The sequence below is a fragment of the Ruegeria sp. CDSB136 genome (assembly GCF_059610965.1).
The window spans coordinates 146,893-173,065 of record NZ_JBXWOP010000007.1; the positions used below are offsets into that span (position 1 = coordinate 146,893).

The window sequence follows — 26,173 nt, forward strand, 5'->3', positions numbered from 1 at the left end:
GCTCAGCAACCTCGAAAGTTCAGTATGAAGTTCCGGCGTCGCGGCGGAAGTTACTCCGCCGTCTGAAGCCAGTATCGGCGCTTGGCCGTTCCCTTCTGTTGTTACGTTACCGGTACCACAAGGTCTTAACCTTCCGGTATCGTCGCTTTTATGCTTTGACACGTTCCATTTTCGGATCGTACAGCGGCTGCAAAGTGACTTCGCAGGGAACGCGTTGGGTAGCGACCTCCAGCTCGTACCTGCCGGATGTTACAAATCCCGGGTCAACCCCCTCGGGGTTGCGGACATAGCCGTAACCGATGGATTTGCCCACGGTGAAGCCATGGCCACCCGAGGTCAGCCAGCCGACGCGCTTGCCGTCGCGATAGATCGTCTCGCGGCCCAGCAGAATAACATCCGGGTCGACGGTGAAACAGGCCAGCATCTTTTTGACGCCTTCGGCCCTTTGTTTTTCCGACGCAGACCGGCCTTTGAAGTCGACGTTCTTGCGCAGCTTCACCGCCCAGCCCAGCCCGCTTTCGAATGGCGTGTGGTCAGGGCCGATTTCCGCACCCCAGGCGCGATACCCTTTTTCGAGCCGCAGCGATTCAATCGCCCGATAGCCTGCGTTCACCAGACCGTGCGGCTGGCCCGCAGCCATCAGGGCGGAATAAACCGTCTGGGCATATTCCACCGGCAGGTGCAGTTCCCAGCCAAGCTCGCCTACATAGGTCACGCGCAGTGCCTTGACCGGGCACCCGGCGATGCCGATTGTGCGAATCGTGCCGAACTTGAAGCGGTCGTTCGAAACGTCATCGCGCGTGACCTTCGCCAGAATATCGCGCGCTTTCGGGCCCATCAGCGACAGCACGGCATTGGATGAGGTGATATCAAAAAGCTGACAGTTGAGATCTTCGGGGATATTGCGGCTGATCCAGTCGAAATCATGGGTGGCAAAGCCGGTGCCGGTGACGATGTAAAACTCATCATGCGCGACGCGGCCCACGGTCAGGTCGCACTCGATCCCGCCCTTGTCGTTCAACATCTGCGTATAGGTCAGCGCGCCCACGGGCTTGTCCACGTCATTGGCGCAGATCCAGTTCATAGCGGCCAGCGCATCCGGACCCTTAAGGGCGAATTTGGCGAAAGAGGTCTGGTCGAACAGCACTGCCGCCTCGCGCGCGGCTTTGTGTTCGCGGCCCACGGCACTGAACCAGTTCTGACGGCCGAAGCTGTACTCATCTTTGGCTGTTTCACCCAGCGAGGCATCGGCGTACCAGTTCGGGCGTTCCCAGCCCAGTTTCTCACCAAAGCACGCGCCCTGATCTTTCAGCGTTTCATAGAGCGGAGATTTGCGGCAGGGCCGCCCCGAGTCGTGTTCTTCATGCGGCCAGCCCATCGTGTAGTGCTTGCCGTATGCCTCGACTGTGCGGGTGCGCAACCAGTCGGTGTCAAAATGCGGGCGGCCAAAGCGGCGGATGTCGGCGGCCCACAAATCGAAAGGCGGCTCGCCCTTGTGGACCCATTCGGCCAGCGCCATGCCCGCCCCACCGCCAGCTGCAATGCCGAAGGCGTTGAAACCCGCACCGACGAAGAAGTTGCGCAACTCTGGCGCTTCACCGATGATGAAATTGCCGTCGGGCGTGAAGCTTTCAGGCCCGTTGGTCAGCGTTTTGACACCCGCATTCTCCAAAGCGGGAACACGGCCAAGGGCCAGCTCCATCAGTTGTTCGAAATGATCGAAGTTGCTGTCGAGCAGCGTGTAGTGGAAGCCCTGCGGGATGCCTTTGGTTGCCCAGGGGATCGGGTTTGGCTCGTACCCTCCCATGACCAGCCCGCCGACCTCTTCCTTGTAGTATGTCAGTCGGTCCGGGTCGCGCAGGGTCGGCAGGTTGGAAGGCACGTCAAAGGGTTCCGTCACCATATACTGATGCTCCATCGGCACCAGGGGCACGTTGACGCCAAAACGTCCCGAAAATGTGCGGGTCCACTGACCGGCACAGCAGATCACCTTTTCGCATTCGATCCGGCCATGTTCGGTAATCACCGCACGGATCTTGCCATCTTCGATTTCGATATCGGTGACCCCGGTGTCCTCGAATATCTTCGCTCCGGCCATGCGCGCGCCCTTGGCCAGCGCCTGAGTGATGTCCGACGGGTTCGCCTGACCATCCGTCGGCAGATACGCCGCGCCGATCACGTCAGAGACGTCCATCAGCGGCCACAGGTCCTGCGCTTCGGAAGGGGTCAGAAGCTGCATGTCCAGACCGAAGGAATGCGCCGTTGTGGCCTGGCGTTTTACCTCGGTCCAACGCTCCTCATTACAGGCCAGCCGCAGGCCGCCGTTCATCTTCCAACCGGTGCCGAGCCCGGTTTCCTCTTCGAGCTTGTTGTATAGATCGACCGAGTAGCCCAGCAACTGCGTGATATTGGCGTTCGATCGAAGCTGGCCCACCAAACCGGCCGCGTGAAATGTCGTACCCGAGGTCAGTTTCTTGCGCTCCAGCAGTACCGTATCTGTCCAGCCCAGCTTGGCCAGGTGATACGCGGTCGAGCAGCCGATGATCCCGCCGCCGATGATGACGGCTTTGGCTGTTTTCGGAAGGTCGGTCATGTCTGTCCTCAGGTGTTTTTGAAGTCTGTCAGGGCCGCGCGGAACCGCGCGAGGTTTTCGGCTGTGTAGGCTGCGTAGTCGAAGTCGATATCCGAAGTGATTTCGGACACCATGCTCCACATCGTTTCGCGCAGCAGCGAGGCGCATTTCATGGCCGTGTAGCGATGGCGCAGATCGCCAGTGACGGGGGTTTCAAAATATGTCTCCAGCACCCAGTCTTCCTGTTCGGGCGAAAGGCCGTTGTTCGAAGCCAGCCCGCCCAAGTCAAAGAGCGGCGAGTTAAACCCGGCATAGTCGAAATCGATCAACCAGAGGCGGGCACCGTCGTCCAGAAAGTTGCCGCAGAGCAGATCGTTGTGGCCAAAAACCATGTCATATGGTCCCGCCTCAGCTTCGAGCCCGTCACTGATTTTCACCAGATCAGGGAGCAAAGCCGAATGGGTGCTTCCGCGTTCCTTGAGTGTAGCTGCGTAGTCACGGATGACGTGGAAGACCCAGAACACCAGCGACGGGCCGCGCAGATGCTTGGGGACCTCGATATGGCAGGCTTTCACCAGGTCCAGAACACGCGGCAGCATGTCGGGGTGGCGAACGTCCTCTTCGGACAAGGTGCGGCTTTCGATGAACTCCAATACCGTCAGGTGACCTGTGGCGTGAACCACGGCAGGCGAAAGCCCAGCCGCATGGGCCGCCCTGTTGGCCGCCAGTTCATTGAAGCGCATCACCTGATGCAGGGGGATATCGTCTCCGACACGCACCACGTAGGAACCGCTATCGTCGGTGATCTTGTAGTTTATGTTGGTGATGCCGCCGGTCAGAGGCGTGGCCTCAATATTTCCTTGCCAGATCGGCAGATCGCGGATGCGGGTCATCAGATCGGAATGGCTCATGTTAGCTCTCCAGTCCAAAGCGGATACGGGCCTGCCGGGCACCTGCATTGATCAGCCTGTCCGCAATGATGGCGATGAAGGCAATCGACAGACCAGCCACCAGACCCCGACCGGTGTCGGCCTTGGTCAGTGCGATATAGACCTCTTGCCCCAGATCGCGGGTGCCGACGAGCGCGGTGATGACCAGCATCGACAGGGCCAGCATGATCGTCTGGTTGATGCCCAGCAGGATTTCGGGCAGGGCCATCGGCAGGCGGATATGGCGCAGCAGTTGCGTGCGGGTACAGCCAGAAACCAGCCCGGCCTCGATCAGGTCTTCGCTGACCGAACGCACACCGTGCGCGGCATAGCGCACTGCTGGGGCCAATGCGTAAAGCACGATGGCGATCAGTGCGGTGAAGTCGCCGACCCGAAACAGCATGACCACCGGGATCAGATAGACAAAGCTGGGCAGAGTTTGCAGCGTGTCGATCAGCAGATTGATCACCGTTCCGGCGCGTTTGTTCAGGGCCGCCAGCACGCCCAGAGGCACTCCAATCAGGGTTGCCAGAATGACCGATGCCCCGCAGAGGTATACCGTCACCATTGCCTTCGACCACAGACCCGACACAAGGATCAGCGAGGCCATACCGCCGCACAGCAGCGCCAATCTCCAGCCGCCTGCGTGCCAGCCCAGCAACGTCAGCATGGCAATGGCCCAGGGCCATGGGATGCCCAGCAGAACCGTCTTGATCGGGATCATGAACCAGGTCAGGAAAAAGACCTTGATCGCCTCGAACGTGTCGAAATAGTTGACGTTCAGGTATTCGACAGTGTTGTCCCAGAAGGCACCCGTGGTGATCGTCTGGCTTTCGGGATATTCCAGCAGCAGGGGTGAAAACTGGCCCAGAACCCATGTAACGACCAGCAGGATCAGCACGAGAACTGTCCGCCGATGGCGGGCGACCCACGAGCCCGGCGCCTCATGATGCACCTGCCCCATCCGTTCGGCAAAAGCCTGGCTCAGCCGGTCCACCGCGATGGCCAAAACAACGATGGCGATGCCAGCTTCGAACCCTGCGCCTATGTCCAGACGGCGCAGCGCGGCGAGGACGTCGAACCCCAGCCCTCCGGCCCCGATCATCGAGGCGATGATGACCATGTTCAGCGTCAGCATGATCACCTGATTGACACCCACCATCAGGCTGTGACTGGCCGAGGGCACCAGAACGCGCCACATTCGCTGCCGCTGTGTCGTGCCCGCCATGCGGCCAAAGTCCTGAATCTCGGGGTCAACGGCTTTCAGTGCCAGCGTCGTGATCCGAACCATCGGAGGCGTGGCGTAGATGATCGTCGCGACCAGAGCCGAGATCGGGCCAAAGCCGAACATGAACAGGATCGGCACCAGATAGGCGAAGATCGGGATCGTCTGCATCAGATCCAGAATGGGCGAGATGATGCGTTCGAAGGTCGGGTTGCGATAGGCGATGATGCCGGTCAGCAACCCTCCGCCCGCGCCGATCGGAACTGCAATCAGAACCGAAGCCAATGTAACCATTGCGCTGTCCCATTGGCCAAAGACCGCAAGGTAGATGAAACAGCTACCAACCAACGCGGCCAGTGCCCAGTCGCGGCAATACTGGCCCAACGCGATCACTGCGGTGATCACCACGATCCAGCTGATGGCGGGCAAAATGACCTGAGCGTCATTGCCCAAACCGCTGACGAACCCATTGGCAAGCAGCGCCAGAACAAAGTTGTAAGGCTGTTCAATCAGCCAGGCGATGGCACGTGTGATATCGGTGAACGAAACCGGCCCGATGGCCGCGTCCTCAATCAGCCAGGTCATGGCAGAGGAAATGTAGGTTTTGAACGGGATCACCCATGCCGACGGAAATTTCGTCAACCAGCGGGCATCCATCACCTTGCCCAGATCGCGTCCGAACCAACCCAGCAGGATCGTTACCAGAACAAGCGTCAGGATGACAATCTGGCTGCGGTTCAGGCGGATCATGCCGCATCTCCGCCGCCGAACAGCACACGCGCCACGGCCTTGCGATCTATCGCGCCAACAATCTGGCCGTTTTCATCCGAAATCGGGATTGGGGTGTCCGATGCAATGATCCGTTCTGCCACGTCTGACACACGGGTTGATTGCGGTATGGGATCGCCATCGCCACTGGCCCCCGCGATCATGACGCCGCCGACGGTCAGCACTTTTGAGCGGGGAATATGGCGGGTGAATTCGGCCACGTAGTCTGTGGCGGGATGCATCACCAGCTCTTCCGGGGTGGCGATCTGGATCACTTGGCCATCTTTCATGATGGCGATGCGGTCGGCCAGACGGACGGCTTCTTCGAAGTCGTGTGTGATAAAGACGATGGTCTTGTGCAGACGTTCCTGCAGACGCAGGAATTCATCCTGCATCTCGCGCCGGATCAACGGATCCAGGGCCGAGAAGGGCTCGTCCAGAAACCACAGGTCGGGTTCCGTCACCAGCGAGCGGGCGATTCCGACGCGCTGTTGCTGTCCGCCAGAAAGTTCGCGCGGGTAGTAGTCCTCGCGTCCTTTCAAACCCACCAGTTCCACTACGTCGCGCGCTTTGGCCGTTGCCTCGGCTTTTGGTTTAGCCTGAATGGTCAATGGGAACATGACGTTTTGCAGAACGGTCAGATGCGGCAACAGGGCAAAGTGCTGGAATACCATGCCCATCTTGTGGCGGCGGATTTCTATCAGCTCTTTCTCGTTGGCGCGCAGCAGATCGGTGTCATCGAAAAGAACTTCTCCGCCCGTTGGTTCGATCAGCCGTGACAGGCATCGCACCAAAGTCGACTTGCCCGATCCGGACAGGCCCATGATGACGAAAATCTCTCCCTCGGTGATTTCGATATTGGCGTTGCGCACCGCCCCGATGACGCCTGCGTTGCGAATCTCATCCGCCGATGGGTTCGGGTGTTGCCGCAGCAGCGATTCCGCATTTGGACCGTACAGTTTCCATACATTACGGCAGGACAATTTTGTCTTGGGGGTCATCTGGTGTGTCCAGTCAGAGAATGGAAAAGGCCGGAACGGGTGGGGAGAGGGAGCTTGCCCGCTCCGGCAAAAGGCGGATTACTTGGAGATCCAGCCGGACCAGCGGTCCTTGTTAGTATCCATCCAATCCGCAACAACCGTATCGATTTCCACGCCTTCCAGATCGGCCTTTCCGACCATCGCGCTCATTTCATCGTTGTTGATATTGTAGGCCTCGATGATGTCATAAGCCCCGGGCCATTTTTCCTGCAAACCGGACCAGGCCGCTTTCCAGATCGGACCACGCGGCTTGCCGCAGTCGTAGGCCAGGCTCGGGTTCACACCGACCGACGGATCGCTGTAGCATTCGGCCGAGAAAGGCGGAAACTCCACGAACTCGCCGTCATATTTCGCGGGCGCCCAATGGGGTACGTAAACCCACAGCATGATCGGGTCTTCCCGCTGATAGGCGGATTCCAGTTCTGCAAACAAGGCCGCATCGGTTCCAGCATGGACAACTTCAAACTCAAGCTCCAGCGCCTCGACACGCTCTTCGTCAAATCCGCCCCAGGTTACAGGGCCGCCAACGTAGCGCCCGTTTGGTGAAGTCTCGGCCGTTGCGAATTCTTCGGCACAGTCTTTCAGCGCTTCCCAGTTGGGCAGACCCGGGCAGCGGTCTTTCATGTAGGACGGATACCACCATTCCTCGATCGCCATCAGGCCGGTTTCGCCGACATTGACGACATTGCCGGTGGCGGTCGCCTCGTCCAGAGCCTCGCGTCCGGTGGTTTCCCAGATTTCCATCGCCAGATGCAGGTCGCCCGTCTTCAGGCCTGCGAATTGTGCGATGTAGTCCGCCTGAACGTATTCGACGTTGTATCCCGCCTCTTGCAGGATCGAGCCCATGATCTTGGTGTTGATTAGCTGACCGGACCAGTCGTGCAGTGTCAGTTTTATCGGGTCGGTCGACTCTGCGGCCCATGCCGCCGAGGTCACGCCGGCAGCTACCAAGGCAAGTGCACAGAGTCCCAGATTGCGTTTCATCATACCATCTCCCTGTCGTGGTTTTTTCTGGTGAATCGGTGGTATTCTCTCTAGACGACCATATCGTGGGGTTTTGTGTCAATAAAAACCACGTAAAGCCACATAAATACTCAAATCACGCCGCTCAAACCGTTGATTTTTCGTGTAGCGTTGCTTTCTGTGGGTGTTGTGATATGCCTGAATGCCACCTCAAGATCGATATCCAATGCCCGAGAACATGAACCTAAAGACGACCAATCAACGCGAAGAAGAGATCCTGCGAGAGCTGTTTCAAGCCGGCGGATCGTGCCGGGTAAGCTTTCTGGCCAATCAACTGGGCGTCACGTTGGAAACCATCAGACGCAATGTTCGCAATCTGGAAGAGCGCAGTATCGTGCGAAAGGTCCATGGCGGTGTTCATCTGGTCGAAGACATCCTGGAACCAACGCTGGAAAGCCGTCTGGACAAAAAGGTCGACGCCAAGGAAAAACTGGCCAAGGCCGTTGCGAAGATCATCAGCGATGGGGATTCCGTGTTTCTTGATATCGGATCGACCACAGCCTATGTCGCAAGGGCTCTCAGGGATCATAAGGGTCTGTTTATCGTCACCAATTCCGTTTTCGTCGCCAATGAACTGGCCTCAAGAAACAACAACAGGGTTTTCATGGCCGGTGGCGAGTTGCGCCCCCACGATGGCGGCGCGTTTGGTGTGGAGGCTCAGGACCTGATCAAGCGACTGAACGTCAGGTTTGCGGTACTGTCGGCAGGTGCGGTCAACGCGGATCTGGGCTTTATGCTGCACGATCTGCAAGAGGCCAACCTGGCCCGTATTGCGATTGACCGGGCACAAGTTCGCGTGGTGGTGGCAGATGGAGAGAAACTGGGCAAACGCGCACCGGTCACTTTGGAAGCATCAGGCAAAATCGATCTGTTCTTCACAGACACCCAGCCGTCACAGGAGATTCGTTCAATGCTCGCGCTGAACGAAATTGATCTTGTCGTTCCCGATTAAGCTTGTGCCCGTGACGCAGCCCTATTTGGCTTCCTTCAGGCCCTCGATCTGCAGATCGAAGCCGGCCTGAATATGCGCGGTGAATGTCTCGAGCGCTTCGGTTGCATCGCCCGTTGCGATGGCATCGACAAGCGTCAGATGGTCCCCCAGCGATTTCGAAATATCCACGTTTTCAATCGCGGAAAACAGGTGAAAGGCCATTGCCTTGCCCCAGATCATGTCGAACATATCCAGCAGGAATTTGTTGCCCGCTTCAATCATGAAGGCACGGTGAATCCGCCGGTTTGCAATGAAGTAGTCCCGGGTCGAGCCGTTGATCAAATCCTCTTCGCGGCGAATCAAGTCTCGCAGCCGGTCCAGCACGTCGGGTCCCGCGTGAACCGCCAGAATGCGCGCCGCCTGCCCTTCGATGGCTGCACGCGCCTGATACAACTGCCTGACCTCGGCCTGATCCATGCGCGCCAGACGGAAGCCGCCGCTGGCGGCAACTTCCAATACCCCTTCGGTTTCCAGCCGCATCAATGCCTCTCGGACCGGTGTGCGGCTGATATTCAGCTCCGCCGCCAGCTTTTCCTGCACCAGCCGGTCTTCTGCTGAAATCTCGCGGCTCATGATGGCCTCGACCAGCTGATCGTAAACCTCGTCAGCCAGTCTTCTGCGTTGAGTTTTAATTTCTTTCAGAGCCACTCGGAGCCTCTCTTTCCGCATTTTGTGAATTCTGTATTCAAAAAAGCAACCGGTGCCAAGGCGATTGGGCTTGCTATTGTTCGTGTGCTGTATACAGTATACAGACGCGAATGAACAGGGAGCTCTTCATGTGTGGAATCGCTGGAAGGATTCTGGCTGCGCCCGGTAAGGTCGGGGCGGACCTGGTAGACCTGATGGACGCGCAGGAACATCGCGGCGCGGACAGCACCGGGTTTGCAATCTATGGGCCGCCACGGGAAGCAGGATACGTTCTGCGGGGCATGGGGTTCAAAAAATCCCGGCAAAGCTCGGATCTGGATGCGTTTGAGGCGGTATTGAAAGAACACGGCTCAGAGTTCCTATCCGACCCAAAAATTCTGACGGATGAAAATCAGCACTATTGCTTTCGGATGGAAATTTCGGACCCTGCGCATTTGCAGGCATGGGTCCGTGATGCGGATGAATTGACCGACCGGATCGAAATTCAGTCCTGCGGACGCAGCCTCGAGATCATCAAGGATATCGGCGGAGCCGAGGCCGTGTCCGAGAAACACGGCGTGCGCGACATGGTAGGGACCCATGGGCTGGGGCATGCGCGGCTGGCCACCGAAAGCTCGGTTCTGCCAAACGCTTCGCACCCGTTCTGGGCGCGGCCTTTCTCGGATGTGGCGATTGTCCACAACGGGCAGATCACGGACTATTTCACGTGGCGCGACAGACTGACCCGGATGGGTTATCGCTTTCTGACCGAAAATGACAGCGAACTGATTGCGGTCTGGGTCAGTGACCAGATGAAGGCGGGCCTGACGATGGAGCAGGCGCTGAAGAAGTCGATCACCTCGATCGACGGGGTTTTCACATATATGATCGCAACGCCGAACGGGATTGGCTTTGCCAAGGATCGCTTCGCCATGAAGCCGCTTGTCGTCGTCAATCGCAACGGCGATCTTGCTGCCGCGACCGAGGAGCAGGCGGTGCGTCGGGTGATGACTGAGGAATGCGACGTGATCAATTACGACGGCCCGTCGCTGACAGGTATCTGGGGTGTCGGAAACCGGAGCCTGGCGGCATGAGCGAGGTAGCAAGGCAGATGGATGAGATCGTCATCGAAGTCGGGAAACGGCATATTCGCGAAGTGAATCAGGACATCATGGCCGCGTGTGCCACAGGGCGTCCCATCCGGGTGGTCGATACGTTGTCGCGGCATAATCTGGGTGTAGGTTTGCCGGACAATGTGGACATCACGTTCGAAGGGTCCGTTGGCTATTACTGCGGTGGATTGAACACCGGAGCAAACATCACGGTCGAACGCAACTGCGGCTGGGCCGTGGGCGAAGGAATGGCCAAGGGCCACATAACCGTTGGCGGCTATGCGGGCATGTCCTGTGGGGCCGCAATGATTGGCGGCACGATCCATGTCAAAGGGGACGCCGGGCCCCGCGTCGGCGTTGCCATGAAGGGCGGGAACATCGTGGTCGAAGGCAAAATCGGGTATCAATCCGGTTTCATGGCGCATTCCGGGCGGATCATTGCCTTGGGCGGAGCGGGCGAGTCCTGTGCCGATGCCCTGTGGCAAGGAGAGGTTTGGGTGGCGGGCGAGGTCGACAGCCTTGGCGTCGATGTCGATGTACTTGAACCGACGGCCGAGGAAGTCGCCGAGGTCGACGCCATTCTTGACCCGCTCGGGCTTGTCGACAGTTCACGGAACTGGAAAAAAATGGTGTCCGGTCAACGTCTTTGGTATTTTGAAAGCAGGGATGCAAGCGCATGGCTCATGATCTGAGTAAACCCTATGACTATCCGTTCGATGTAGCCTCGGAAGAGGAAGTCCGGTTTCGCGACGCAGGCGCAATTGAAGGCCGCCCGGCTGGGGTGCCGTCCTCGTATGACGAAGGCGGATCGACGCGATGGACGCCCGAGGCGATTTCCGAGGTGCACGCGCTGGCGCAGTTGGGCCGCTATCAGGTTCGCGGCTACAACACGTTCAACAAGCAGATGCCAACCTTTGATGATTTGACATTTGTCCCGGCGACCATGACCCGTCTGCCGTTGGAAGGGTATCGTGAGAGCTGCGACACCACGACCGTTCTGGGTGGTGGCCGCGGCCTTGTCGAACGCCCGCTGGAACTCAAGATTCCCATCTACATCGCATCCATGTCGTTCGGCGCGTTGTCGGCGTCAGCCAAGGCATCGCTGGGCTATGGGGCCTCGAAAGTGGGCACCATGACCTGCACGGGCGAAGGCGGCATGTTGGAGGAGGAGCGCGAAGCCTCCCAACGCCTTCTCTACCAGATGTCGCCCGCCCGCTATGGTGTGGATCTGGATCACCTGCGCCGCGCGGATGCGCTGGAAATCGTCGTGGGGCAGGGGGCCAAGCCGGGGACCGGAGGCCTGCTGCTGGGCATGAAGGTCAGCCCGCGGGTCAGCCAGATGCGGACACTGCCCGAAGGGGTGGATCAGCGCTCGACCATCCGCCACCCGGATTTTCTCGGAGCTGACGATCTGGCGGTGAAGATCGAGGAATTGCGGATCGCGACCAATTATCAGGTGCCGATTTTCATCAAAATGGGCGCGACCCGTCCCAGGTTCGACGTGGCGGTTGCGGCCAAGGCAGGCGCCGATGTCGTGGTTGTTGACGGGGCAGAGGGCGGTACCGGGGCATCCCCCGAATTGCTGCTGAATCACACCGGCATTCCGACCATGAGCGCCATTCGCGCCGCACGCGAGGCTCTGGACGATTGTGGTATGACCGGCAAGGTCTCACTTGTGGCAGCCGGGGGTATCCGCTCGGGAGTGGATGCAGCCAAGTGTCTGGCATTGGGTGCCGATGCGGTGATGATTGGCAACGCAGCGATGGTCGCGCTTGGGTGCAACAGCCCCAGGTATCTCGACGACTATACCGCTTTGGGGACATCGCCGGGTGCATGCCACCATTGCCATACAGGCCGTTGTCCGGTTGGCGTCGCAACGCAGGACCCTGAACTTGAGGCGCGCATGAACCCCCATGCCGGTGCGGAACGTATCGCCCGGTATCTGACGGCTATGACGATGGAGATCACGGCGCTGGCCAAGGCTTGCGGCAAATCCTCGGTCCACAATCTGGAAACCGAAGACCTGCGCGCACTCAGCTTTCAGGCGTCGGCCTTCACCGGGGTCAAGATGGCGGGCATAGACCGGGCTTTCGACTGGTGAGGATTGCCCTGCTTGAGATGACCAGCCACCCGCTGCCGCTGCTGGAGGGTTTGCCACGGACCGCACAGCAGATCCGCGAGTGGATCGAACCGCATTTGCCGGAAGCAGAGTTCTTTGTGGCGAATGTCGTGGATGGTGCCGCTCTTCCGGCGTTGTCCGATTTTGAAGGGGTCATTGTCGGAGGTTCCGAGTTCGGCGTTTACGACGATACGGAGTGGATGCAGCCCCTACGCTTGTTCCTGCAAGACTGTCGGGACCAGAGCAAACCTGTCTTCGGAATTTGCTTCGGCCATCAGATCATGGCCGATGTCTATGGCGGAAAGGCGGAAAAGGCGGTGATCGGCAACATTGTTGGCTGTCGCGCCTTTGACTACGGAGGCGGCAATCCCGACGCTTATGTCTGGCATCAGGATCAGGTGACCAAGGTGCCTCCGACGGCTCGGGTTACGGGTTCGGCTGATCACTGTCCTGTCGGGGCGCTCGATTACGAGTTTCCTGCCCGGTCGGTTCAGTTTCATCCCGAATACACGGCGGAACATTTGCGCGACCTGTTCATTCGGGGTCGCGACATCATTGTGACGCCAGAGGATGCGGATGCCGGCCTGGCAGCGCTCAGGACAGCGAATGTTCCGGGCGATCTGGCCGCGTCGCAGGCTGCAGCCTTGTTTCGGGGAACATATCGGACTCAGCAGCGCGAATAGCCGCCAGCACCATTTGATCCTGATCAATTCTCCCGTGAGCTTGTCATGTATACTGAATACAAGGCAGGGCAAAGGAGGTGTCAGATGTCCGGTTACTCAGATTTCTTTCAGTCCATTGCGCGGATCGTTGGCGCGCCCCGCACGGAACATGTGGATGATCGCGAGTTGTCAGATCTGGGGCTTTCCCGCGCGGATTTGGCGATGCTGCGCTCGGGTGCGCCACAGGCACGCGAGCGCATCCTTGCGATGGCTCGGCAGTTCGGGTTGACGGAAGATGACCTGAACGCGCACGCCAACCTTGGCCTGGAGCTTGCCGAAAAATGCGGCCATTGCCTGCAGGCGGAAACATGCCGCGACGCCATTCGGGCCGGAGCCCGGCTGCCGCAGGAAAAATGTCCCAATGCCGGCTTGTACCGCGCCTTGTCCGAAGTTTAGCGGCCGCTTGGGCTTTCTTTTGGGCTGAGTTTTCTGCGTCCGGCGACCCTGAACCGGTCAGCCGTGCCAAAATCTTTCATGCCGACACCTGCAGCGAATTCGGCAAAGACCGGCGCATGCTTGAACAGATGCCCTGAGCATCCCCCGGCAAATAGCACGTTGTCATGTTCCGGGTGCCAGTCGACGATAAAATGAGTATCCGGTGTCAGGATGATCTGGTTGAACTTCGAATCTACGACACGCTCGCCTTCCAGCCCCGGCAAACGGTGGCGAATATAGCTGCGTGTGCGACCCAGCGTTTCCTGACGGATCAGGCGTTCGTCGTTGTCCAGGTCGATCTTGTCGGGGATCACGACAGCCGCCTTGACACCAGACCCCTCGGACGAGGGCAGGCCAAATGACCCCTGACCATGATCGATCCAGCAGGGCATTCGGCTCATGTCAAAATCCTCGGACCCATCTGGCGTCGAGGTGTAAAGGACATTGACGCCAACCACCGTCGATATCGGCTTGATCGTTTTGGGGAACATGTCCGCCATCCAGGGGCCGGTCGCAATGACGATCAGATCAGCCTCAAGCGGTTTGCCGTCCAGCGTCGGACGCTCGGAGCCGTCCGTGGTGACACGACCCCGCTGCACGATTCCCCCTGCGCGCCTAAACAGATCCAGTCCGGTCAACACGCAGCGATGGGCCATCAGCATTCCGGCTTCGGGCTCGAACAGTGCATATTCGATATCGGACACCCGAAACTGAGGGAACCGCGATTCGATCTCGTGCTGATCGAACTTGTAGTAAGGCACGCCAACCTTGTCGAAAGTCTGCGCGGTTGCGTCTTCCCAGTCACAATGGCCGCCGGTGGCCAGAATCAGGGCACCACATTCATACATCAGGTTCTGTCCGCTTTCGGCCTGCAGCTCGAGCCAGCGCAGGCGGCTTTCGCGCGCCCATCGGGTATAGAACTCATCCCGTCCCGATATGGCGCGGATCACCCGGTTGTAATCCGTTGAAGATGCACGGGAATGACCAGGTTCCCACCTGTCGATCAATGTCACCGCCTCGCCCCTTCGTTGCAGTGTGAGCGCCGTCATGACGCCGACGATGCCGCCCCCGACAACGATGACCGAGCTTTTGGACATGACGCAGATTTTCCTTGTTTCTGGGTTGTCTTTGTGAATACTGTATACAGAATACAGCATTTATAAAGCTAAAAAACAGGGAGAGCGCATCAATGAGTTCGGGGTTTGATCTGCCCGAGGGCACGCATACCGTCATTCTTGGCGTCGGCGATCTGAATGGCATCATGCGGGGCAAGCGCATTCCGGCCAGCCATTGGGATCATGTGTGCAACAGCGGCAATGCGCTCTCGATTGCCTTGATGGCAATCGATATGACCTGCGATGTCTGGGACACGCCCTATGTCAATTTCGACAACGGCTATCCCGACATGCATGTTTTCCCGATGACCAAACCGGTTGCTGTTCCGTGGGAGCCGGGCGTGGCGGTCTGCTTTGGCCGCGCCGAAGGTATGGACCACAAGCCGGTGCCCATTGATCCGCGCCAGGCTCTGGTGCGTCAGGTCGAGCGCGCGCGCGACATGGGGTTCGAGGTCAATGTCGGCACCGAGCTGGAATTCTATCTGCTGGACCCTGAAACCGGGCAGCCGCGTGACAGCGGAATTCAGGTCTATGGTTTGGGTCGGGCGGCAAGAATGGAGCATATCGTTGGGCCCATTCGTCAGCAGATCAATGAATGCGGCATTCCGATCGAACAGTCGAACCCGGAATATGCCGCGGGCCAGATCGAAGTGAACATTCGCTATGGCGAAGCGCTGGCTGCTGCAGATCGCGTTGTTCTCTTCAAGTCGCTGATCCGCCAGTTGGGCATCGCCCACGGGTATCTGGCGACCTTCATGCCCAAGCCGTTCTTTGATCAGTCCGGCAACGGCTTTCACACGCATTATTCGCTGTGGAAGGACGGAAAGAACGTCTTTGCCGAAAATGGCAAGATCAACGACACAGGTAAGTCCTTCATCGCCGGGCTGCAGAAGCGGATGTGCGAAAGTGCGATCTGCGGTAGCGGAACAGTCAATGGTTACCGTCGCCGCCAGCCGTATACCTTCTGTCCGATCAACGCGAGCTGGGGATACGACAACCGCACAGTCGGTATCCGCATTATCGAAGGATCCGACAGCGCCGTGCGTGTCGAAAAACGCGATGCCGGTGCGGATGCCAATCCCTATCTTCTGCTCGCTGCCGAAATCGCCGCAGGTCTGGACGGGATCGAGCAAGGACTGACCCCAACCGACCCCACAACCGGCAACGCATACGAGGATGGCATTGGTGATCCCATTCCGACCGATCTGCCAACCGCCATCGAACTGGCGCGCGGGTCCGAGTGGCTGCGCGACGTAATGGGCGAGATGCTGTGGGAGTTGGTCTTGCAGCAAGCCGAACGCGAGCTGGAGTTCTTTAATCAACAGGTCACTCAGGTCGAGCTTGACCGCTATCTGAGGACATTCTGATGCAACTCGGCAAGGTTGCGGGAACGGTTACGGCAACGGCAAAGGACGCCAGATTGGTCGGTCTGAAACTGCTGGTGACAGACCTGATCGACAGCGATGGCAATCTGATCGACCCGGCGCGCGTCGCAGCGGATACATGCGGTGCGGGCGTGGGTGACACGGTGCTGATCGCGACAGGCTCGGCCGCACGAATGGCGGCGGGGTTGTCCACCGCTCCGGTGGATCTGGCGATTATCGCGGTGGTCGATCGCGTTTCAACGAGCTGAAAGACAACACACAAATCAATAGCCTTCGGAGGATAGGAAAAATGGCGAAACCAGTGGCAGGGCAGATGGCCCTGGGCATGATTGAAACCCGCGGTCTTGTTGGGGCGATCGAAGCAGCGGACGCAATGGTCAAGGCGGCCAGCGTGGCGATTGTCGGCCAGACCAAAGCTGGCGGCGGTCTGGTGACAACCCTTGTGCGCGGCGAAGTCGGCGCCGTCAAAGCCGCAACAGATGCGGGCGCAACGGCAGCCAACAAAGTTGGTGAAGTGGTGTCGGTCCACGTGATCGCGCGCCCGCATGATGAGCTTGAAGCCATTATCGACGGGCTCGGAGCCGGATCTTCGGCCTGATCCATCGCCGCTAAGGAGACATTATGTCAGCCGGATTTGAGGATTTCACCCGTGCGGTGACGCGGGGCGCTACCCGCGACGCCCCTACCGCGCCCAGCATTGAGCGTTTCGCAGTGCTGGGCGGCGGACCGGATGCCCGCCTTTTGGCAGCGCTATGTCTGGCTGAAGGGGCCGATGTCACACTGTTTTCGGCCTATGGAGCCGAGCTTTCGCTGCTGACCCAATCCTCGGGCATTGGTATCCGGGGTGACGGTCCTGTGGGCACCTACCAGGTGAACCGGGACGGGCCATCGGTGCAAACAACAGCGGAACTGGATGCCGCTGTTCGGGGCGCACAAGTGATCTTTCTGACCGGACCCGTTCACAAGCAGCGTACCTATGCCATGGTTCTGGCCGATCACCTGAGTGACGGCCAGGTTTTGGTACTGGCCCCCGGCCGGTCTCTGGGCGCTGTTGAAGCCGCCTGGATGCTGCGCATCGGGGGGTGTCGGGCGGATGTGACGCTGGTTGAAATTCTGGGTTTGCCCTATTGGTTCAACGCCGAAGGTGCTGGGCTGACCCTGTCCACAGCCGCACCAATGGCGGCGGCAACGCTGCCACGCGGCCGCAACAACATCCTTGAAGCTCTGAACCGTTTTCTGCCGAACCTTCACCCGGTGGATTCTGTCCTGGCTTCCGGATTTCGTGACCTGTCCGCGGCCGTGGAAATACCTGCCCTGACCCTTGGCGGGCACGGGATGGGCAACGGCGGCCCCGATGTTCCGATGGGGGGCGTTCCGCTGGAGGCAAACCAGACTTTTGCCTCGCTCATCGGCACCGATCAGATCGCCGTCATCGAAGGATTGGCCGAGGAACGGAGACAGGTCGCGGCTGCATTTGGAGTCCGAAACCTGCCGGAAACGTCGGACTGGATCGCCACCTTTGCCGGGGCTGAAAGGGGGTCGGGTTCCCGGCCTGTGCCGGATCGACAGGCCGCACGCCACCTGATGCGTGACGGTGTGCTTGGCTCGCTGGTCCCGCTGGTGTCTGCTGCAAGGTTGGCCGGTCAGCCCGTTCCTTTGACAGAGAGTCTGATCACCATGACAGACCGTATTCTTGGCGCTGACGTCGCGGCGGCAGGGCGCCGGCTTGAAACCATCGGAGTAACCGCAGGCGATGTCGATCAGGCGCGTCGTATCTTTGACACTATTGCCACTGGAGCCTCGTGATGGACGCAGATCTGAAATCCATCGCCGCCGCGCGGCGCGCTGCCGAAACGGCGTTCGAGGCTTACCGGACCTTTCTCGGGACCGATCCGGCACAGGTAGATGCCATCGTGGACGCCATGGCCCGTGCCATTGAACCCGAGGCTGAACGGCTGGGGCGGCTGGCGGTCGAGGAAACCGGATACGGCAATGTCCCGGACAAACGGGTTAAGAACCTTTTCAACGCCTTGTCAGTTGCGGATTATTTGCGGGATGTAACGACTTTGGGCTTGTTGTGGCGGGATGATGCCACAAAGGTCGCGGCCTTTGGGGAACCGATGGGCGTGGTGGCCGCCCTTATTCCGGTCACCAACCCGACTTCAACCATCATCTACAAAGTGCTGTCAGCAGTGAAAGCGGGCAACGCGATTGTCTGCGCGCCCCATCCGCGAGGCGTGGGGTGCGGGATCGAAACCGTCCGCATCATGGCGCGGGTGGCCGAACAGATGGGTGCACCCAAGGGGCTGATCCAATGCCTGGATGCAGTGACCATTCAGGGCACGGCCGAGTTGATGAAGCACCGCCGTACGTCGGTTGTTATGGCGACAGGTGGCCCGGCTATGGTCAAGGCCGCCTATTCCAGCGGCAAGCCGACATTGGCGGTCGGGGCGGGCAACGTGCCGTGTTATGTGCACAAATCGAAGGCGCGCGATCTGGCGGAAGTGGCCGAAATGATCGTCACATCGAAAAGCTTTGACTACGGCACTGCCTGTGTCAGCGAACAGGCCGTGGTGGCCGACCCGGAAATATCCCGTGACCTGCGGCATGAACTCAAGCTGAAGGGAGCTTATTTCTGCACCCCTGCCGAGGCGGATCGACTGGCGAAAGTGATTTTCAAGGGTGCGCGGGCAATGGACCCCGATAGGGTCGGGCAAAGCCCGCAGGCCCTGGCCGATGCCGCCGGTTTCTCGATTCCGCCGCGCACCCGTTGTCTGGTTTCCGAAGAAACCGAAGTGGGTTGGCAACGCCCGTTATCGGCGGAAAAACTAAACCCGGTTCTGGCTTTCTACGAGGCGAAATCCACCGACCACGGCATCGAACTGGCGCAGTCCATCGCGCGGTTCGAAGGTTGGGGACATTCTTCGGTCATCCATTCGGACGACCCCGAGGTTGTCGCCCGCTTTGCCACCGTACCCACGGGACGCGTGCTGGTGAACACGCCAGGGATCATGGGTGGCATGGGCTATTCCACAGATCTGGAGCCGTCTTTCATGCTGGGCACTGGCACGTGGTCAGGGTCGATCACGTCGGACAACGTGACGGCCCTGCATCTCATCAACATCAAGCGGGTTGCTTATGAAAGCAGACCCTGGCGCGACATTTACGAGGAGTATGGCGCATGAGCGAGATCACGATCCGGGCGCTGATGCAGATCGACAACCTGCAACCGAAATTCGCGGCCTACAACGGCGCGACGGTGCAGGGCTCGGTGCCTTTGTCCGGGGACACAGTGCTGATCGGAGAGTTTGCACCGGGCAACGGGGTGTTTTCGCTGATCGATCGCGCGCTCAAGGCGTCTTCGGTAGAGGCAACAACGCAGATGGTGGAACGAGAGTTCGGGTTTTTTATCCTGCGCTCACCTTCAAATGCCGAGGTGTCTGCGGCCCGCGATGCGATGCTGGCCGAACTTGGGGCTTCGATGTCGGACCGTCTGAAACCCGCAATCAGTTCGACTCAGATCATCACAAGCGTTGAACCTTATCAGGCGCAATTGCTGAACAAATGGCGCAAGGGCGCTCTCATCGTTCCCGGACAAACACTGGGGATCGTCGAATGCGCGCCAGCCGCCTACATCTCGATCGCCGCGAACGAGGCGGAAAAGGCAGCCGAGATCGACATCGTCGAAGTGCGCGCCGTGGGCCGGTTTGGCCGCCTGTTCATCTCGGGGTCGGAAAACTCGGTCAAAACCGCCGTCGAAGCGGCAACCCGCGCCATCGAGGCGGTGGACGGGCAGGCAGGCTGATGGCTGCTTCGCGGGTCATAGGCTCGGACGCAGTCGAGGACGCGCGCCGAAGTGGCAGGATCGTGTTCGAAGTTCTGCCCGGCGACATCGTCACGGCGCTGGCCCGGGAAACGGCGGAGCGCATCGGCATCACCCTGGTGGACGGACCGCTGGAGCGGCCACAGGCACCACGTACAGATGGCGCCGTTTCCATGCGCCGCGTGCTCTATCGTCGTTCACCCAAATGGGTTGCGCCTGCGCGGGCACCGCGCAAGGCCCGCAGGCTGGGCAAGCTGGCGCTGATCGGTGCAGGCGGCGTTGGTGGCAATATCGCACATCTGGCAGCGATGGCGGATATCGCGGATGAAATCGCCCTGATCGACATTGCTCCGGGTCTGGCAGCTTCGACAGCGCTGGACCTCAATCACACATCCGGCATCACTGGTGCCCGTGTCCGATGCGTCGGAGGGGAATCTCTGGATCTGGTGGCAGGTGCCGAGGTGGTCGTCGTAACCGCCGGGCGCGCACGCCGCCCGGGCATGACCCGTGCTGACCTGATAGATGTGAACGCGCGTGTGATGCGCCAGTCGGCAGAAGCGATCCGTTCAGCCGCACCAAACGCCATCGTGATTGTCGTAACAAATCCTCTGGATGAAATGACGGTCGAGATGCTGCGGGCCACAGGCTTCGCGCGCGAACAGGTTCTGGGCATGGCGGGAACACTGGACAGCAGCCGGTTCCGCAACGCACTTGCCATGGCCGCGGGGGTCTCTCCCGCTGATGTCGAGGCCTTTACCCTTGGCAGTCACGGTGACGAAATGGCGCCGATCCCCAGCCGCGCCCGGATCAAGGGGCGGGCGCTTGAGGTCTTTCTGTCACCGGATCAAATTGAAGCATGCGTACAGGACGCGATCACAGGCGGCGGGCAGGTCGTCGCGCTCAAGAAATCCGGTTCGGCGACGATTGCCCCGGCCCATGCCTCGATTGAACTGATCGATCACATCAGGGGCGCTCGGTCCGGTCCGGTTCCGGTGTCTGTGATGTTGCAGGGCGAATATGGAATTGATGGCGTGGTGCTGGGCGTGCCCGCACATCTTGGCGCCAGTGGACTGGTCGAGGTCGAGGAACTGCGCCTGACGGACCAGGAACAGGCAGGGCTGCAAGAAGCAGCTGATGCGATCCGGCTGAGGCTGGGTCTGTGACCCTTCGGTCGTGGAAGTCCGGCGGGCGGTTTGAAGAGGTCGCATCGTATTCCCGCGCAAAGCGGATCGGACCATTTGTCTGGGTCGCAGGGACGACCGCGATTGAACCAACAGGGCGTATTCATGCGCCGGGCGATGTGGGCGCGCAAACACGGTATATCCTGTCCCGTACCGAAGACGCGCTTAAGGCTGTCGGGGCAGAGTTGCGCCATGTGGGCCGGGTGCGCGCATACCTGACCGATCTGTCAAAAGCGGGTGAATTCGCGCGTGTGCACGGAGAGATTTTCAAGGGTATCGATCCGGTTCTGACCGCTGTTCAGGCAGGCCTGACCCAACCCGGTCTGATGGTGGAAATCGATGTGGACGCCGTGATCCACGATGAAAGCGGTAAAATCGGCGGATTCTGAACATGAGTTTTCAAGAAAGGATTTGATCGATCCATCTTCTTGTGTACTGTATACAGAATACAAGAACGGCATAATGAGACACAGGGAGCAAAACTGATGATCAAGACAGCGCTACTTAGCGGAACATGCATCGCGCTCATGGCCTCGACGGCCGGAGCAGAAATTAAGGTTGGGTTTATTGGGTCGCTTTCCTCGGACACCGGGCTGTCGACCCTTCGCGGGGCAGAAGTCGCGATTGAGGAGCTTAACGCCAATGGCGGCGTGATGGGCGAGCAGATCATACTGGTCTCTGCCGATACCGGGCAGGATCCGACCGAAGGCGTGCGCGCTTATGAATACCTGGCCGAGACCGAAGAGGTTGATTTCATCATATCGGGCTCGATCGACGATGTGTCGCTTGGCTGGCTGCCCCGGATGCAGGAATACCGCATTCCGACGCTGGACACCTGGACATCCTATATCGGCATCATCGACATGGTGGTCGAAGACCCCGAAGGCATGGCGCCCTATTTCATGAACATCGCCTCGGACGAGGCGTTGGCCACGCTTTACATCAATTTCGGCGCGGATGTCCTGAAGGAAAAGATGGGCTGGGATTCCGTTGTCATTCTGGCCGAGGACACCGCCTTTGGCGAAGCGATCACCGGACTTGTGACCGAAGCGCTTGCACCGGTCGCTGGGATCGAGGTCAAGGATATCATTACGTATGACGTGGCCACTGTCGATTTCGCGCCGATCTTCAGCCGTGCGCAGGATACAGGGGCCGACTTCATCTATCAGGTTTCGTCCGTTAACTCTCAGGTTGTGTCGTCGCAATATGTGAAATTGCAAGTGCCGATGGCGATGACGGGCGTCAACGTATCCGCGCTTGGAATGGAGTATTGGGAAGACACGGGCGGCGCCGGCGGCGGCATTTCGACCCTGTCCCCGATCCCTTCGGTCGGGTTCAGGCTGGATCCGGCAAGCCAGGCTTTTGTCGACACCTATCAGGCCAAGTATGACAGCCGCCCGCTGCTGCCGCATTTCAACGGTTTCAACGCCTATCACGGTCTTAAGCAGGCCATGGCTGCTGCCGAAGAGGCTGGCGGTTTCGACAATGTCGAAGGCTGGGCCGATGCGATGAAGAAGCAGGATCTGGTTCTGGAGATGGATGGTCAGCTGTGGTTGCGCTATGCCTTCTGGGGCGATGATGAGGTCGAACCCGTGACCGGCCGCACCTATCCGCACAACATCCGCTTTGATCTGTCCGAGCCGTTTGATGACGCCGCACCGTCCATGGTTGTCGTGCAGTGGTACGAGGACGGAACCGCCGCTGTTGTGTATCCAGAGAAATACGCGACGGGCGAGTTTACCCTGCCCAGCTGGGTCAAAAACTGATCCGGTCGTTCACATAGCTTGAACCGGGCGCGCGACAGCGTGCGCCCGCAGCCAGGGATACCTCAATGTTGCAGATACTGATCCAGGGGCTTTTGCTCAGTGGTCTCTATGCGCTTATCGCAATGGGTTTCACGCTGATCTTCAGCATAGGGCGTGTTCTGAATCTGGCGTATGGCGCCTATCTGATGGTCGGCGGGTACATCTACTTCTGGGTATCGCAAACGCTGGGGATGCCCAAGCTCATGGGCGTTGTCGTGGCCGCCGCACTGGGCGTTCTGATGGGTATTCTGAAGTACCGCCTGATCGTGAAGACGCTCAAAGGTGATCATGTGGCGGTCGAAATATCGACGCTGATCCTTGCGGTCGTGATACAGGCCGGGATCGTTTTGGTCTTTGGCGACAGCAGTAAGATCCTGCTGCCCATCGTGCCCGGAGTGATCAACGTTGCCGGAGCGTCCGTCACATACAACATCCTGATTGCAACGCTCATTAGTTGGGCCATCCTTCTGGGGCTATACGCTTTCGTGCGGCTCACCCACACCGGGCGGGCAATGCAGGCGGTTTCGATGGACGCCAAGGGGGCTGCTATCTCGGGGATCGACCCGGACCGGATCAACCTGATCACCTGGGGCATCTCGGGGGCATTGGGGGCACTTGGGGGTGTGTTCTTCGCCAGTTACACGCAGCTTTCGCCATCCATGTGGGTCGCCCCGCTGATCATCTCGGTGGCCGTTGTCATCGTGGGCGGAATTGGGTCGATCATCGGGACCTTGGTTGTCGCACACATCGTCGGCTTTCTTGAAGTCATCGTGGTGGCGACCCTTGCGCCCGAGTTGCGCGGTGTCTTCACCATGCTGCTGATCATTGGTGTTCTGGTGACCCGCCCGCAGGGCCTGTTTGGCCGTGAGGAGTTATAAAGATGGGGCTGCGCTGGTTTCACTTTGCCCTCTGGGGTGGTCTGATTGCGGGTATGTTCCTGTTGCCTCAGGTCGTTTCCAACGGAACACTGCGTACGATGATCTTTGCCAACTTCTTGGCGATCTTCGCGATCAGTTGGGACGTGCTGTCCGGGCGAACAGGATATGTGAGCTTTGGCCACCCTTTCCTGATCGGCATCGGAGCGTACACGACCGCCATTCTTACCAAACGGTTTGATGTGCCGGTTGAAATCTCGATCCCGGTCGCGGTGCTGGTCACCATGGCAGCCGGACTGCTGGTGCTGCTGCCTGCGCTGCGTATTCGCGGAAGCTATTTCGCACTGGTTACACTGGCCTTCATGGAGCTGCTGTATCAGCTGGTGCAGGTGATCCGTCCGGATCTGACTGGCGGCACACGCGGGATGTCTGGTATCCAGACCCTGACGCGGGGCGCAGCAAACGGATACTACCTGTCGACCGCCCTGATGCTGAGCGTCGCCGTCAGCATGTGGCTGCTGATGAAAACCCGGCTGGGAACAGCGCTGGCAGCGATCGGCATGAACGAGGAAAGCGTGCGCGGCTCGGGGCTCAGCACCACCCGGCTGAAAGCGTTTGCCTTTTTGACCAGCGCGTTTATCGCAGGGCTGGGCGGGGCTTTCTATGTGCACTATCTGGGATCACTGGCCCCGCGTGCGCTGTTTGACATCAACTTCCTGTTTACCATCATCGTTGCCGCACTGCTGGGCGGTACATCGACCATCATTGGGCCGATGATCGGCGCATTCTTCATGACCTTCCTGCTGGAATACCTGCGGCCGGTCCTGCCGGGGGCCGAGCGGTATTTTGTCTACGGCGCCATCGCGCTGATCCTCTACATGTACCAACCCAAAGGGCTGGTGGAACTGGTGCGGCGCGGATTCACCCGGCTGCGGAAAGGGGGTGTGGCGTGACTGTGGCGCTGGAAGTTTCCCATCTGATCAAACGCTTTGGCGGGCTGGTGGCCACGAATGGTCTGTCCTTTTCCCTCAAAGAAGGGGAATCTCTGGGTCTGATCGGTCCGAACGGGGCGGGCAAGACCACCGTGTTCAGCCAGATCATGGGCGAGCTGCGACAGAACAGCGGCACGATCGAACTTTTCGGGCAGGAGATATCGGCCCTGCCCACGTCCCGGCGCATTCGGGCGGGCGTCAGCCGCACGTATCAAATCCCGCGGCCCTTCGGCGACATGAACGTGGCCGAGAATATCCGCGTGGGCCTGATGCCTGACAACATCTGGCGCATGATCACTAAATCCCCTGACACGGATCGGGAACGGGAACTGGCATTGAGCGTCGGCTTCACCGAGGCTGACCTGCAACGGACACCGTCCGAACTGGCCATGGGCGATCTGCGTAAGCTGGAAATGGCGCGCACCATGGCCACCGCGCCGCGTGTGATGCTGCTGGACGAGGTGTTTGCCGGTTTGACGGTGGGGGAAATCGCGCAGATCTCGGACCTCATCCAGTCCATGCGCAAGGACGGCATGACTTTTCTGATCGTCAGCCACGATCTGCCCGCGCTTGAACCCCTGATCGACCGTGCCATTGCAATTGAGCGGGGAACGATGATCGCCGAAGGCACATTCACCGAAGTGATGAATGACAAGGCCGTGCAGGCCTCGTATCTGGGGGGCGCCTGATGTCCTATCTGGAAATCGAAAACCTGTCCGCATTCTACGGCAAGGCGCAGGCGCTGACTGACATCTCGATCACGGTCCAGCCGGGCGAGATCGTTGCCGTCGTCGGTCCGAACGGTGCGGGTAAGTCCACCCTGCTGGACAGCATAATGGGGATGGTCAGAACGGAAGGCGATATCCGGCTGCGCGGCCACAGTCTTGCAGGCCGATCACCGGCCGAAATCGTGCGCCACGGCGTCGGTTACGCGCCCGAGCGGTTCAACCTGTTTCCCTATATGTCGGTGCGCGACAACCTGATGGTGGGCGCCTATACTGCCCGCGAGGATATCGAAAGCAATCTGGACATGGTCCACAAGCTGTTCCCACGGCTGGCCGAGCGGGAAAGGCAGGAAACCTCGACCCAGTCCGGCGGCGAACGGCAGATGGTGTCCTTCGGACGGGCCCTGATGACCAGCCCCGAGTTGCTGTTGGTCGATGAGCCAACAATCGGTCTGGCCCCGAAAATCTGCCTTGAGATCGCCGAGGTCGTGCGTCAGTTAAACAAGGAATACGGCCTGACCGTGGTCATCACCGAACAAAACGCCAACTTCGCCCTGTCGCTGGCCAGCCGTATTTACGTGCTCGAGTCCGGCCGCATGCAAACGTCCGGCACTGCGGACGAACTGCGGAACGACAAAAGGCTGCTCGAAGCGTATTTCGGCGGGCACTGAACCCGATCGGTTCGGCTTTGCGTGCCGTCTCGGCGACA

General features: G+C 59.5%; 26 protein-coding genes. 19 read left to right on the forward strand and 7 right to left on the reverse strand.

The features are described from left to right. Positions 1 to 148: 148 nt before the first annotated feature. From AC2FIR_RS09725 to AC2FIR_RS09745, 5 genes are all read right to left on the reverse strand, one after another. Complete coding sequence (locus AC2FIR_RS09725; RefSeq protein ID WP_496762225.1) at positions 149 to 2,593, reverse strand: GcvT family protein; 2,445 nt, start codon at positions 2,591 to 2,593, stop codon at positions 149 to 151. Between the two features lie 8 nt (positions 2,594 to 2,601). Next, positions 2,602 to 3,483: a phosphotransferase gene (locus AC2FIR_RS09730; protein WP_496762230.1), complete on the reverse strand. Its 882-nt coding sequence runs from the start codon at positions 3,481 to 3,483 to the stop codon at positions 2,602 to 2,604. Between the two features lies 1 nt (position 3,484). Further along, positions 3,485 to 5,476 carry an ABC transporter permease gene (locus AC2FIR_RS09735; protein ID WP_496745938.1) on the reverse strand — a complete coding sequence of 664 codons (1,992 nt, stop codon included), beginning with the start codon at positions 5,474 to 5,476 and terminating at the stop codon, positions 3,485 to 3,487. After that, a complete protein-coding gene (locus AC2FIR_RS09740; protein WP_480492202.1) occupies positions 5,473 to 6,495 on the reverse strand; it encodes a quaternary amine ABC transporter ATP-binding protein in 1,023 nt (340 codons plus the stop codon). Before AC2FIR_RS09740 ends, AC2FIR_RS09735 begins: the two co-directional genes overlap by 4 nt. 78 nt (positions 6,496 to 6,573) lie before the next feature. Then, complete coding sequence (locus tag AC2FIR_RS09745; RefSeq protein ID WP_496715371.1) at positions 6,574 to 7,518, reverse strand: ABC transporter substrate-binding protein; 945 nt, start codon at positions 7,516 to 7,518, stop codon at positions 6,574 to 6,576. Positions 7,519 to 7,699: 181 nt separating this feature from the next. On the opposite strand from AC2FIR_RS09745, the gene AC2FIR_RS09750 reads away from it, so the two are divergent. Next, on the forward strand, positions 7,700 to 8,509 hold the full coding sequence (locus AC2FIR_RS09750) for a DeoR/GlpR family DNA-binding transcription regulator (RefSeq protein ID WP_480536255.1): 810 nt from the start codon (positions 7,700 to 7,702) through the stop codon (positions 8,507 to 8,509). 21 nt (positions 8,510 to 8,530) lie between these two features. Here the strand turns inward: AC2FIR_RS09750 and AC2FIR_RS09755 are convergent, their stop codons facing one another. After that, a complete protein-coding gene (locus AC2FIR_RS09755) occupies positions 8,531 to 9,196 on the reverse strand; it encodes a GntR family transcriptional regulator (RefSeq protein ID WP_496745940.1) in 666 nt (221 codons plus the stop codon). Between the two features lie 128 nt (positions 9,197 to 9,324). Between AC2FIR_RS09755 and AC2FIR_RS09760 the strand changes: the two genes are divergently transcribed. The 5 genes from AC2FIR_RS09760 (at position 9,325) to AC2FIR_RS09780 (ending at position 13,524) form a co-directional block, all read left to right on the forward strand. Beyond that, positions 9,325 to 10,269: a class II glutamine amidotransferase domain-containing protein gene (locus AC2FIR_RS09760; RefSeq protein WP_496762234.1), complete on the forward strand. Its 945-nt coding sequence runs from the start codon at positions 9,325 to 9,327 to the stop codon at positions 10,267 to 10,269. Next, the gene (locus AC2FIR_RS09765; RefSeq protein WP_496745944.1) at positions 10,266 to 10,979 is read left to right on the forward strand and encodes a GltB/FmdC/FwdC-like GXGXG domain-containing protein; all 714 of its coding nucleotides are present in this window, start codon (positions 10,266 to 10,268) and stop codon (positions 10,977 to 10,979) included. Before AC2FIR_RS09760 ends, AC2FIR_RS09765 begins: the two co-directional genes overlap by 4 nt. After that, positions 10,964 to 12,388 (forward strand): FMN-binding glutamate synthase family protein, encoded by a 1,425-nt coding sequence (locus tag AC2FIR_RS09770; RefSeq protein WP_496745946.1) that lies wholly within the window; start codon positions 10,964 to 10,966, stop codon positions 12,386 to 12,388. The genes AC2FIR_RS09765 and AC2FIR_RS09770 overlap by 16 nt, the downstream gene beginning before the upstream one ends. Positions 12,389 to 12,405: 17 nt before the next feature. Further along, the gene (locus AC2FIR_RS09775) at positions 12,406 to 13,089 is read left to right on the forward strand and encodes a type 1 glutamine amidotransferase (protein ID WP_496762236.1); all 684 of its coding nucleotides are present in this window, start codon (positions 12,406 to 12,408) and stop codon (positions 13,087 to 13,089) included. Positions 13,090 to 13,173: 84 nt separating this feature from the next. Continuing rightward, a complete protein-coding gene (locus AC2FIR_RS09780; protein ID WP_496745950.1) occupies positions 13,174 to 13,524 on the forward strand; it encodes a hypothetical protein in 351 nt (116 codons plus the stop codon). Here the strand turns inward: AC2FIR_RS09780 and AC2FIR_RS09785 are convergent. Further along, positions 13,521 to 14,660 carry an FAD-dependent oxidoreductase gene (locus AC2FIR_RS09785; protein ID WP_496745951.1) on the reverse strand — a complete coding sequence of 380 codons (1,140 nt, stop codon included), beginning with the start codon at positions 14,658 to 14,660 and terminating at the stop codon, positions 13,521 to 13,523. The genes AC2FIR_RS09780 and AC2FIR_RS09785 overlap by 4 nt on opposite strands. A gap of 92 nt (positions 14,661 to 14,752) precedes the next feature. On the opposite strand from AC2FIR_RS09785, the gene AC2FIR_RS09790 reads away from it, so the two are divergent. From AC2FIR_RS09790 to AC2FIR_RS09850, 13 genes are all read left to right on the forward strand, one after another. Next, positions 14,753 to 16,045 (forward strand): glutamine synthetase family protein, encoded by a 1,293-nt coding sequence (locus AC2FIR_RS09790; RefSeq protein WP_496745953.1) that lies wholly within the window; start codon positions 14,753 to 14,755, stop codon positions 16,043 to 16,045. After that, positions 16,045 to 16,311, forward strand: a complete 267-nt coding sequence (locus AC2FIR_RS09795; RefSeq protein WP_496762240.1) for a EutN/CcmL family microcompartment protein — start codon at positions 16,045 to 16,047, stop codon at positions 16,309 to 16,311. The genes AC2FIR_RS09790 and AC2FIR_RS09795 overlap by 1 nt, the downstream gene beginning before the upstream one ends. Before the next feature lie 41 nt (positions 16,312 to 16,352). Then, entirely contained in the window at positions 16,353 to 16,661 is a 309-nt protein-coding gene (locus AC2FIR_RS09800; protein WP_117869464.1) for a BMC domain-containing protein, read from the forward strand. Positions 16,662 to 16,684: 23 nt separating this feature from the next. Then, entirely contained in the window at positions 16,685 to 17,869 is a 1,185-nt protein-coding gene (locus AC2FIR_RS09805; protein ID WP_496762243.1) for a hypothetical protein, read from the forward strand. Further along, positions 17,869 to 19,248, forward strand: coding sequence for an aldehyde dehydrogenase family protein (locus AC2FIR_RS09810; protein ID WP_496762246.1), 1,380 nt, complete (start codon positions 17,869 to 17,871; stop codon positions 19,246 to 19,248). Before AC2FIR_RS09805 ends, AC2FIR_RS09810 begins: the two co-directional genes overlap by 1 nt. Beyond that, positions 19,245 to 19,868 carry a BMC domain-containing protein gene (locus AC2FIR_RS09815; protein WP_170611731.1) on the forward strand — a complete coding sequence of 208 codons (624 nt, stop codon included), beginning with the start codon at positions 19,245 to 19,247 and terminating at the stop codon, positions 19,866 to 19,868. Before AC2FIR_RS09810 ends, AC2FIR_RS09815 begins: the two co-directional genes overlap by 4 nt. Next, entirely contained in the window at positions 19,868 to 21,049 is a 1,182-nt protein-coding gene (locus AC2FIR_RS09820; protein WP_496745958.1) for a malate dehydrogenase, read from the forward strand. Before AC2FIR_RS09815 ends, AC2FIR_RS09820 begins: the two co-directional genes overlap by 1 nt. Further along, positions 21,046 to 21,456, forward strand: coding sequence for a Rid family hydrolase (locus AC2FIR_RS09825; RefSeq protein ID WP_496745960.1), 411 nt, complete (start codon positions 21,046 to 21,048; stop codon positions 21,454 to 21,456). The genes AC2FIR_RS09820 and AC2FIR_RS09825 overlap by 4 nt, the downstream gene beginning before the upstream one ends. Positions 21,457 to 21,552: 96 nt before the next feature. Next, positions 21,553 to 22,833, forward strand: a complete 1,281-nt coding sequence (locus AC2FIR_RS09830) for an ABC transporter substrate-binding protein (protein WP_480525890.1) — start codon at positions 21,553 to 21,555, stop codon at positions 22,831 to 22,833. A 65-nt stretch (positions 22,834 to 22,898) separates the two neighbouring features. Beyond that, positions 22,899 to 23,750 carry a branched-chain amino acid ABC transporter permease gene (locus AC2FIR_RS09835; protein WP_170611739.1) on the forward strand — a complete coding sequence of 284 codons (852 nt, stop codon included), beginning with the start codon at positions 22,899 to 22,901 and terminating at the stop codon, positions 23,748 to 23,750. Between the two features lie 2 nt (positions 23,751 to 23,752). Further along, complete coding sequence (locus AC2FIR_RS09840; protein WP_496745962.1) at positions 23,753 to 24,700, forward strand: branched-chain amino acid ABC transporter permease; 948 nt, start codon at positions 23,753 to 23,755, stop codon at positions 24,698 to 24,700. Continuing rightward, on the forward strand, positions 24,697 to 25,428 hold the full coding sequence (locus tag AC2FIR_RS09845; RefSeq protein ID WP_480525894.1) for an ABC transporter ATP-binding protein: 732 nt from the start codon (positions 24,697 to 24,699) through the stop codon (positions 25,426 to 25,428). Before AC2FIR_RS09840 ends, AC2FIR_RS09845 begins: the two co-directional genes overlap by 4 nt. After that, positions 25,428 to 26,135, forward strand: coding sequence for an ABC transporter ATP-binding protein (locus AC2FIR_RS09850; RefSeq protein WP_496745965.1), 708 nt, complete (start codon positions 25,428 to 25,430; stop codon positions 26,133 to 26,135). Before AC2FIR_RS09845 ends, AC2FIR_RS09850 begins: the two co-directional genes overlap by 1 nt. Positions 26,136 to 26,173 lie beyond the last annotated feature (38 nt).

Bases quoted from the DNA above. Each gene is read 5' to 3' on its own strand.
- AC2FIR_RS09725 (WP_496762225.1), bottom strand. From the start codon at position 2,593: ATGACCGACCTTCCGAAAACAGCCAAAGCCGTCATCATCGGCGGCGGG.
- AC2FIR_RS09730 (WP_496762230.1), bottom strand. From the start codon at position 3,483: ATGAGCCATTCCGATCTGATGACCCGCATCCGCGATCTGCCGATCTGG.
- AC2FIR_RS09735 (WP_496745938.1), bottom strand. From the start codon at position 5,476: ATGATCCGCCTGAACCGCAGCCAGATTGTCATCCTGACGCTTGTTCTG.
- AC2FIR_RS09740 (WP_480492202.1), bottom strand. From the start codon at position 6,495: ATGACCCCCAAGACAAAATTGTCCTGCCGTAATGTATGGAAACTGTAC.
- AC2FIR_RS09745 (WP_496715371.1), bottom strand. From the start codon at position 7,518: ATGAAACGCAATCTGGGACTCTGTGCACTTGCCTTGGTAGCTGCCGGC.
- AC2FIR_RS09750 (WP_480536255.1), top strand. From the start codon at position 7,700: ATGCCACCTCAAGATCGATATCCAATGCCCGAGAACATGAACCTAAAG.
- AC2FIR_RS09760 (WP_496762234.1), top strand. From the start codon at position 9,325: ATGTGTGGAATCGCTGGAAGGATTCTGGCTGCGCCCGGTAAGGTCGGG.
- AC2FIR_RS09765 (WP_496745944.1), top strand. From the start codon at position 10,266: ATGAGCGAGGTAGCAAGGCAGATGGATGAGATCGTCATCGAAGTCGGG.
- AC2FIR_RS09770 (WP_496745946.1), top strand. From the start codon at position 10,964: ATGGCTCATGATCTGAGTAAACCCTATGACTATCCGTTCGATGTAGCC.
- AC2FIR_RS09775 (WP_496762236.1), top strand. From the start codon at position 12,406: ATGACCAGCCACCCGCTGCCGCTGCTGGAGGGTTTGCCACGGACCGCA.
- AC2FIR_RS09780 (WP_496745950.1), top strand. From the start codon at position 13,174: ATGTCCGGTTACTCAGATTTCTTTCAGTCCATTGCGCGGATCGTTGGC.
- AC2FIR_RS09785 (WP_496745951.1), bottom strand. From the start codon at position 14,660: ATGTCCAAAAGCTCGGTCATCGTTGTCGGGGGCGGCATCGTCGGCGTC.
- AC2FIR_RS09790 (WP_496745953.1), top strand. From the start codon at position 14,753: ATGAGTTCGGGGTTTGATCTGCCCGAGGGCACGCATACCGTCATTCTT.
- AC2FIR_RS09795 (WP_496762240.1), top strand. From the start codon at position 16,045: ATGCAACTCGGCAAGGTTGCGGGAACGGTTACGGCAACGGCAAAGGAC.
- AC2FIR_RS09800 (WP_117869464.1), top strand. From the start codon at position 16,353: ATGGCGAAACCAGTGGCAGGGCAGATGGCCCTGGGCATGATTGAAACC.
- AC2FIR_RS09805 (WP_496762243.1), top strand. From the start codon at position 16,685: ATGTCAGCCGGATTTGAGGATTTCACCCGTGCGGTGACGCGGGGCGCT.
- AC2FIR_RS09810 (WP_496762246.1), top strand. From the start codon at position 17,869: ATGGACGCAGATCTGAAATCCATCGCCGCCGCGCGGCGCGCTGCCGAA.
- AC2FIR_RS09815 (WP_170611731.1), top strand. From the start codon at position 19,245: ATGAGCGAGATCACGATCCGGGCGCTGATGCAGATCGACAACCTGCAA.
- AC2FIR_RS09820 (WP_496745958.1), top strand. From the start codon at position 19,868: ATGGCTGCTTCGCGGGTCATAGGCTCGGACGCAGTCGAGGACGCGCGC.
- AC2FIR_RS09830 (WP_480525890.1), top strand. From the start codon at position 21,553: ATGATCAAGACAGCGCTACTTAGCGGAACATGCATCGCGCTCATGGCC.
- AC2FIR_RS09835 (WP_170611739.1), top strand. From the start codon at position 22,899: ATGTTGCAGATACTGATCCAGGGGCTTTTGCTCAGTGGTCTCTATGCG.
- AC2FIR_RS09840 (WP_496745962.1), top strand. From the start codon at position 23,753: ATGGGGCTGCGCTGGTTTCACTTTGCCCTCTGGGGTGGTCTGATTGCG.
- AC2FIR_RS09850 (WP_496745965.1), top strand. From the start codon at position 25,428: ATGTCCTATCTGGAAATCGAAAACCTGTCCGCATTCTACGGCAAGGCG.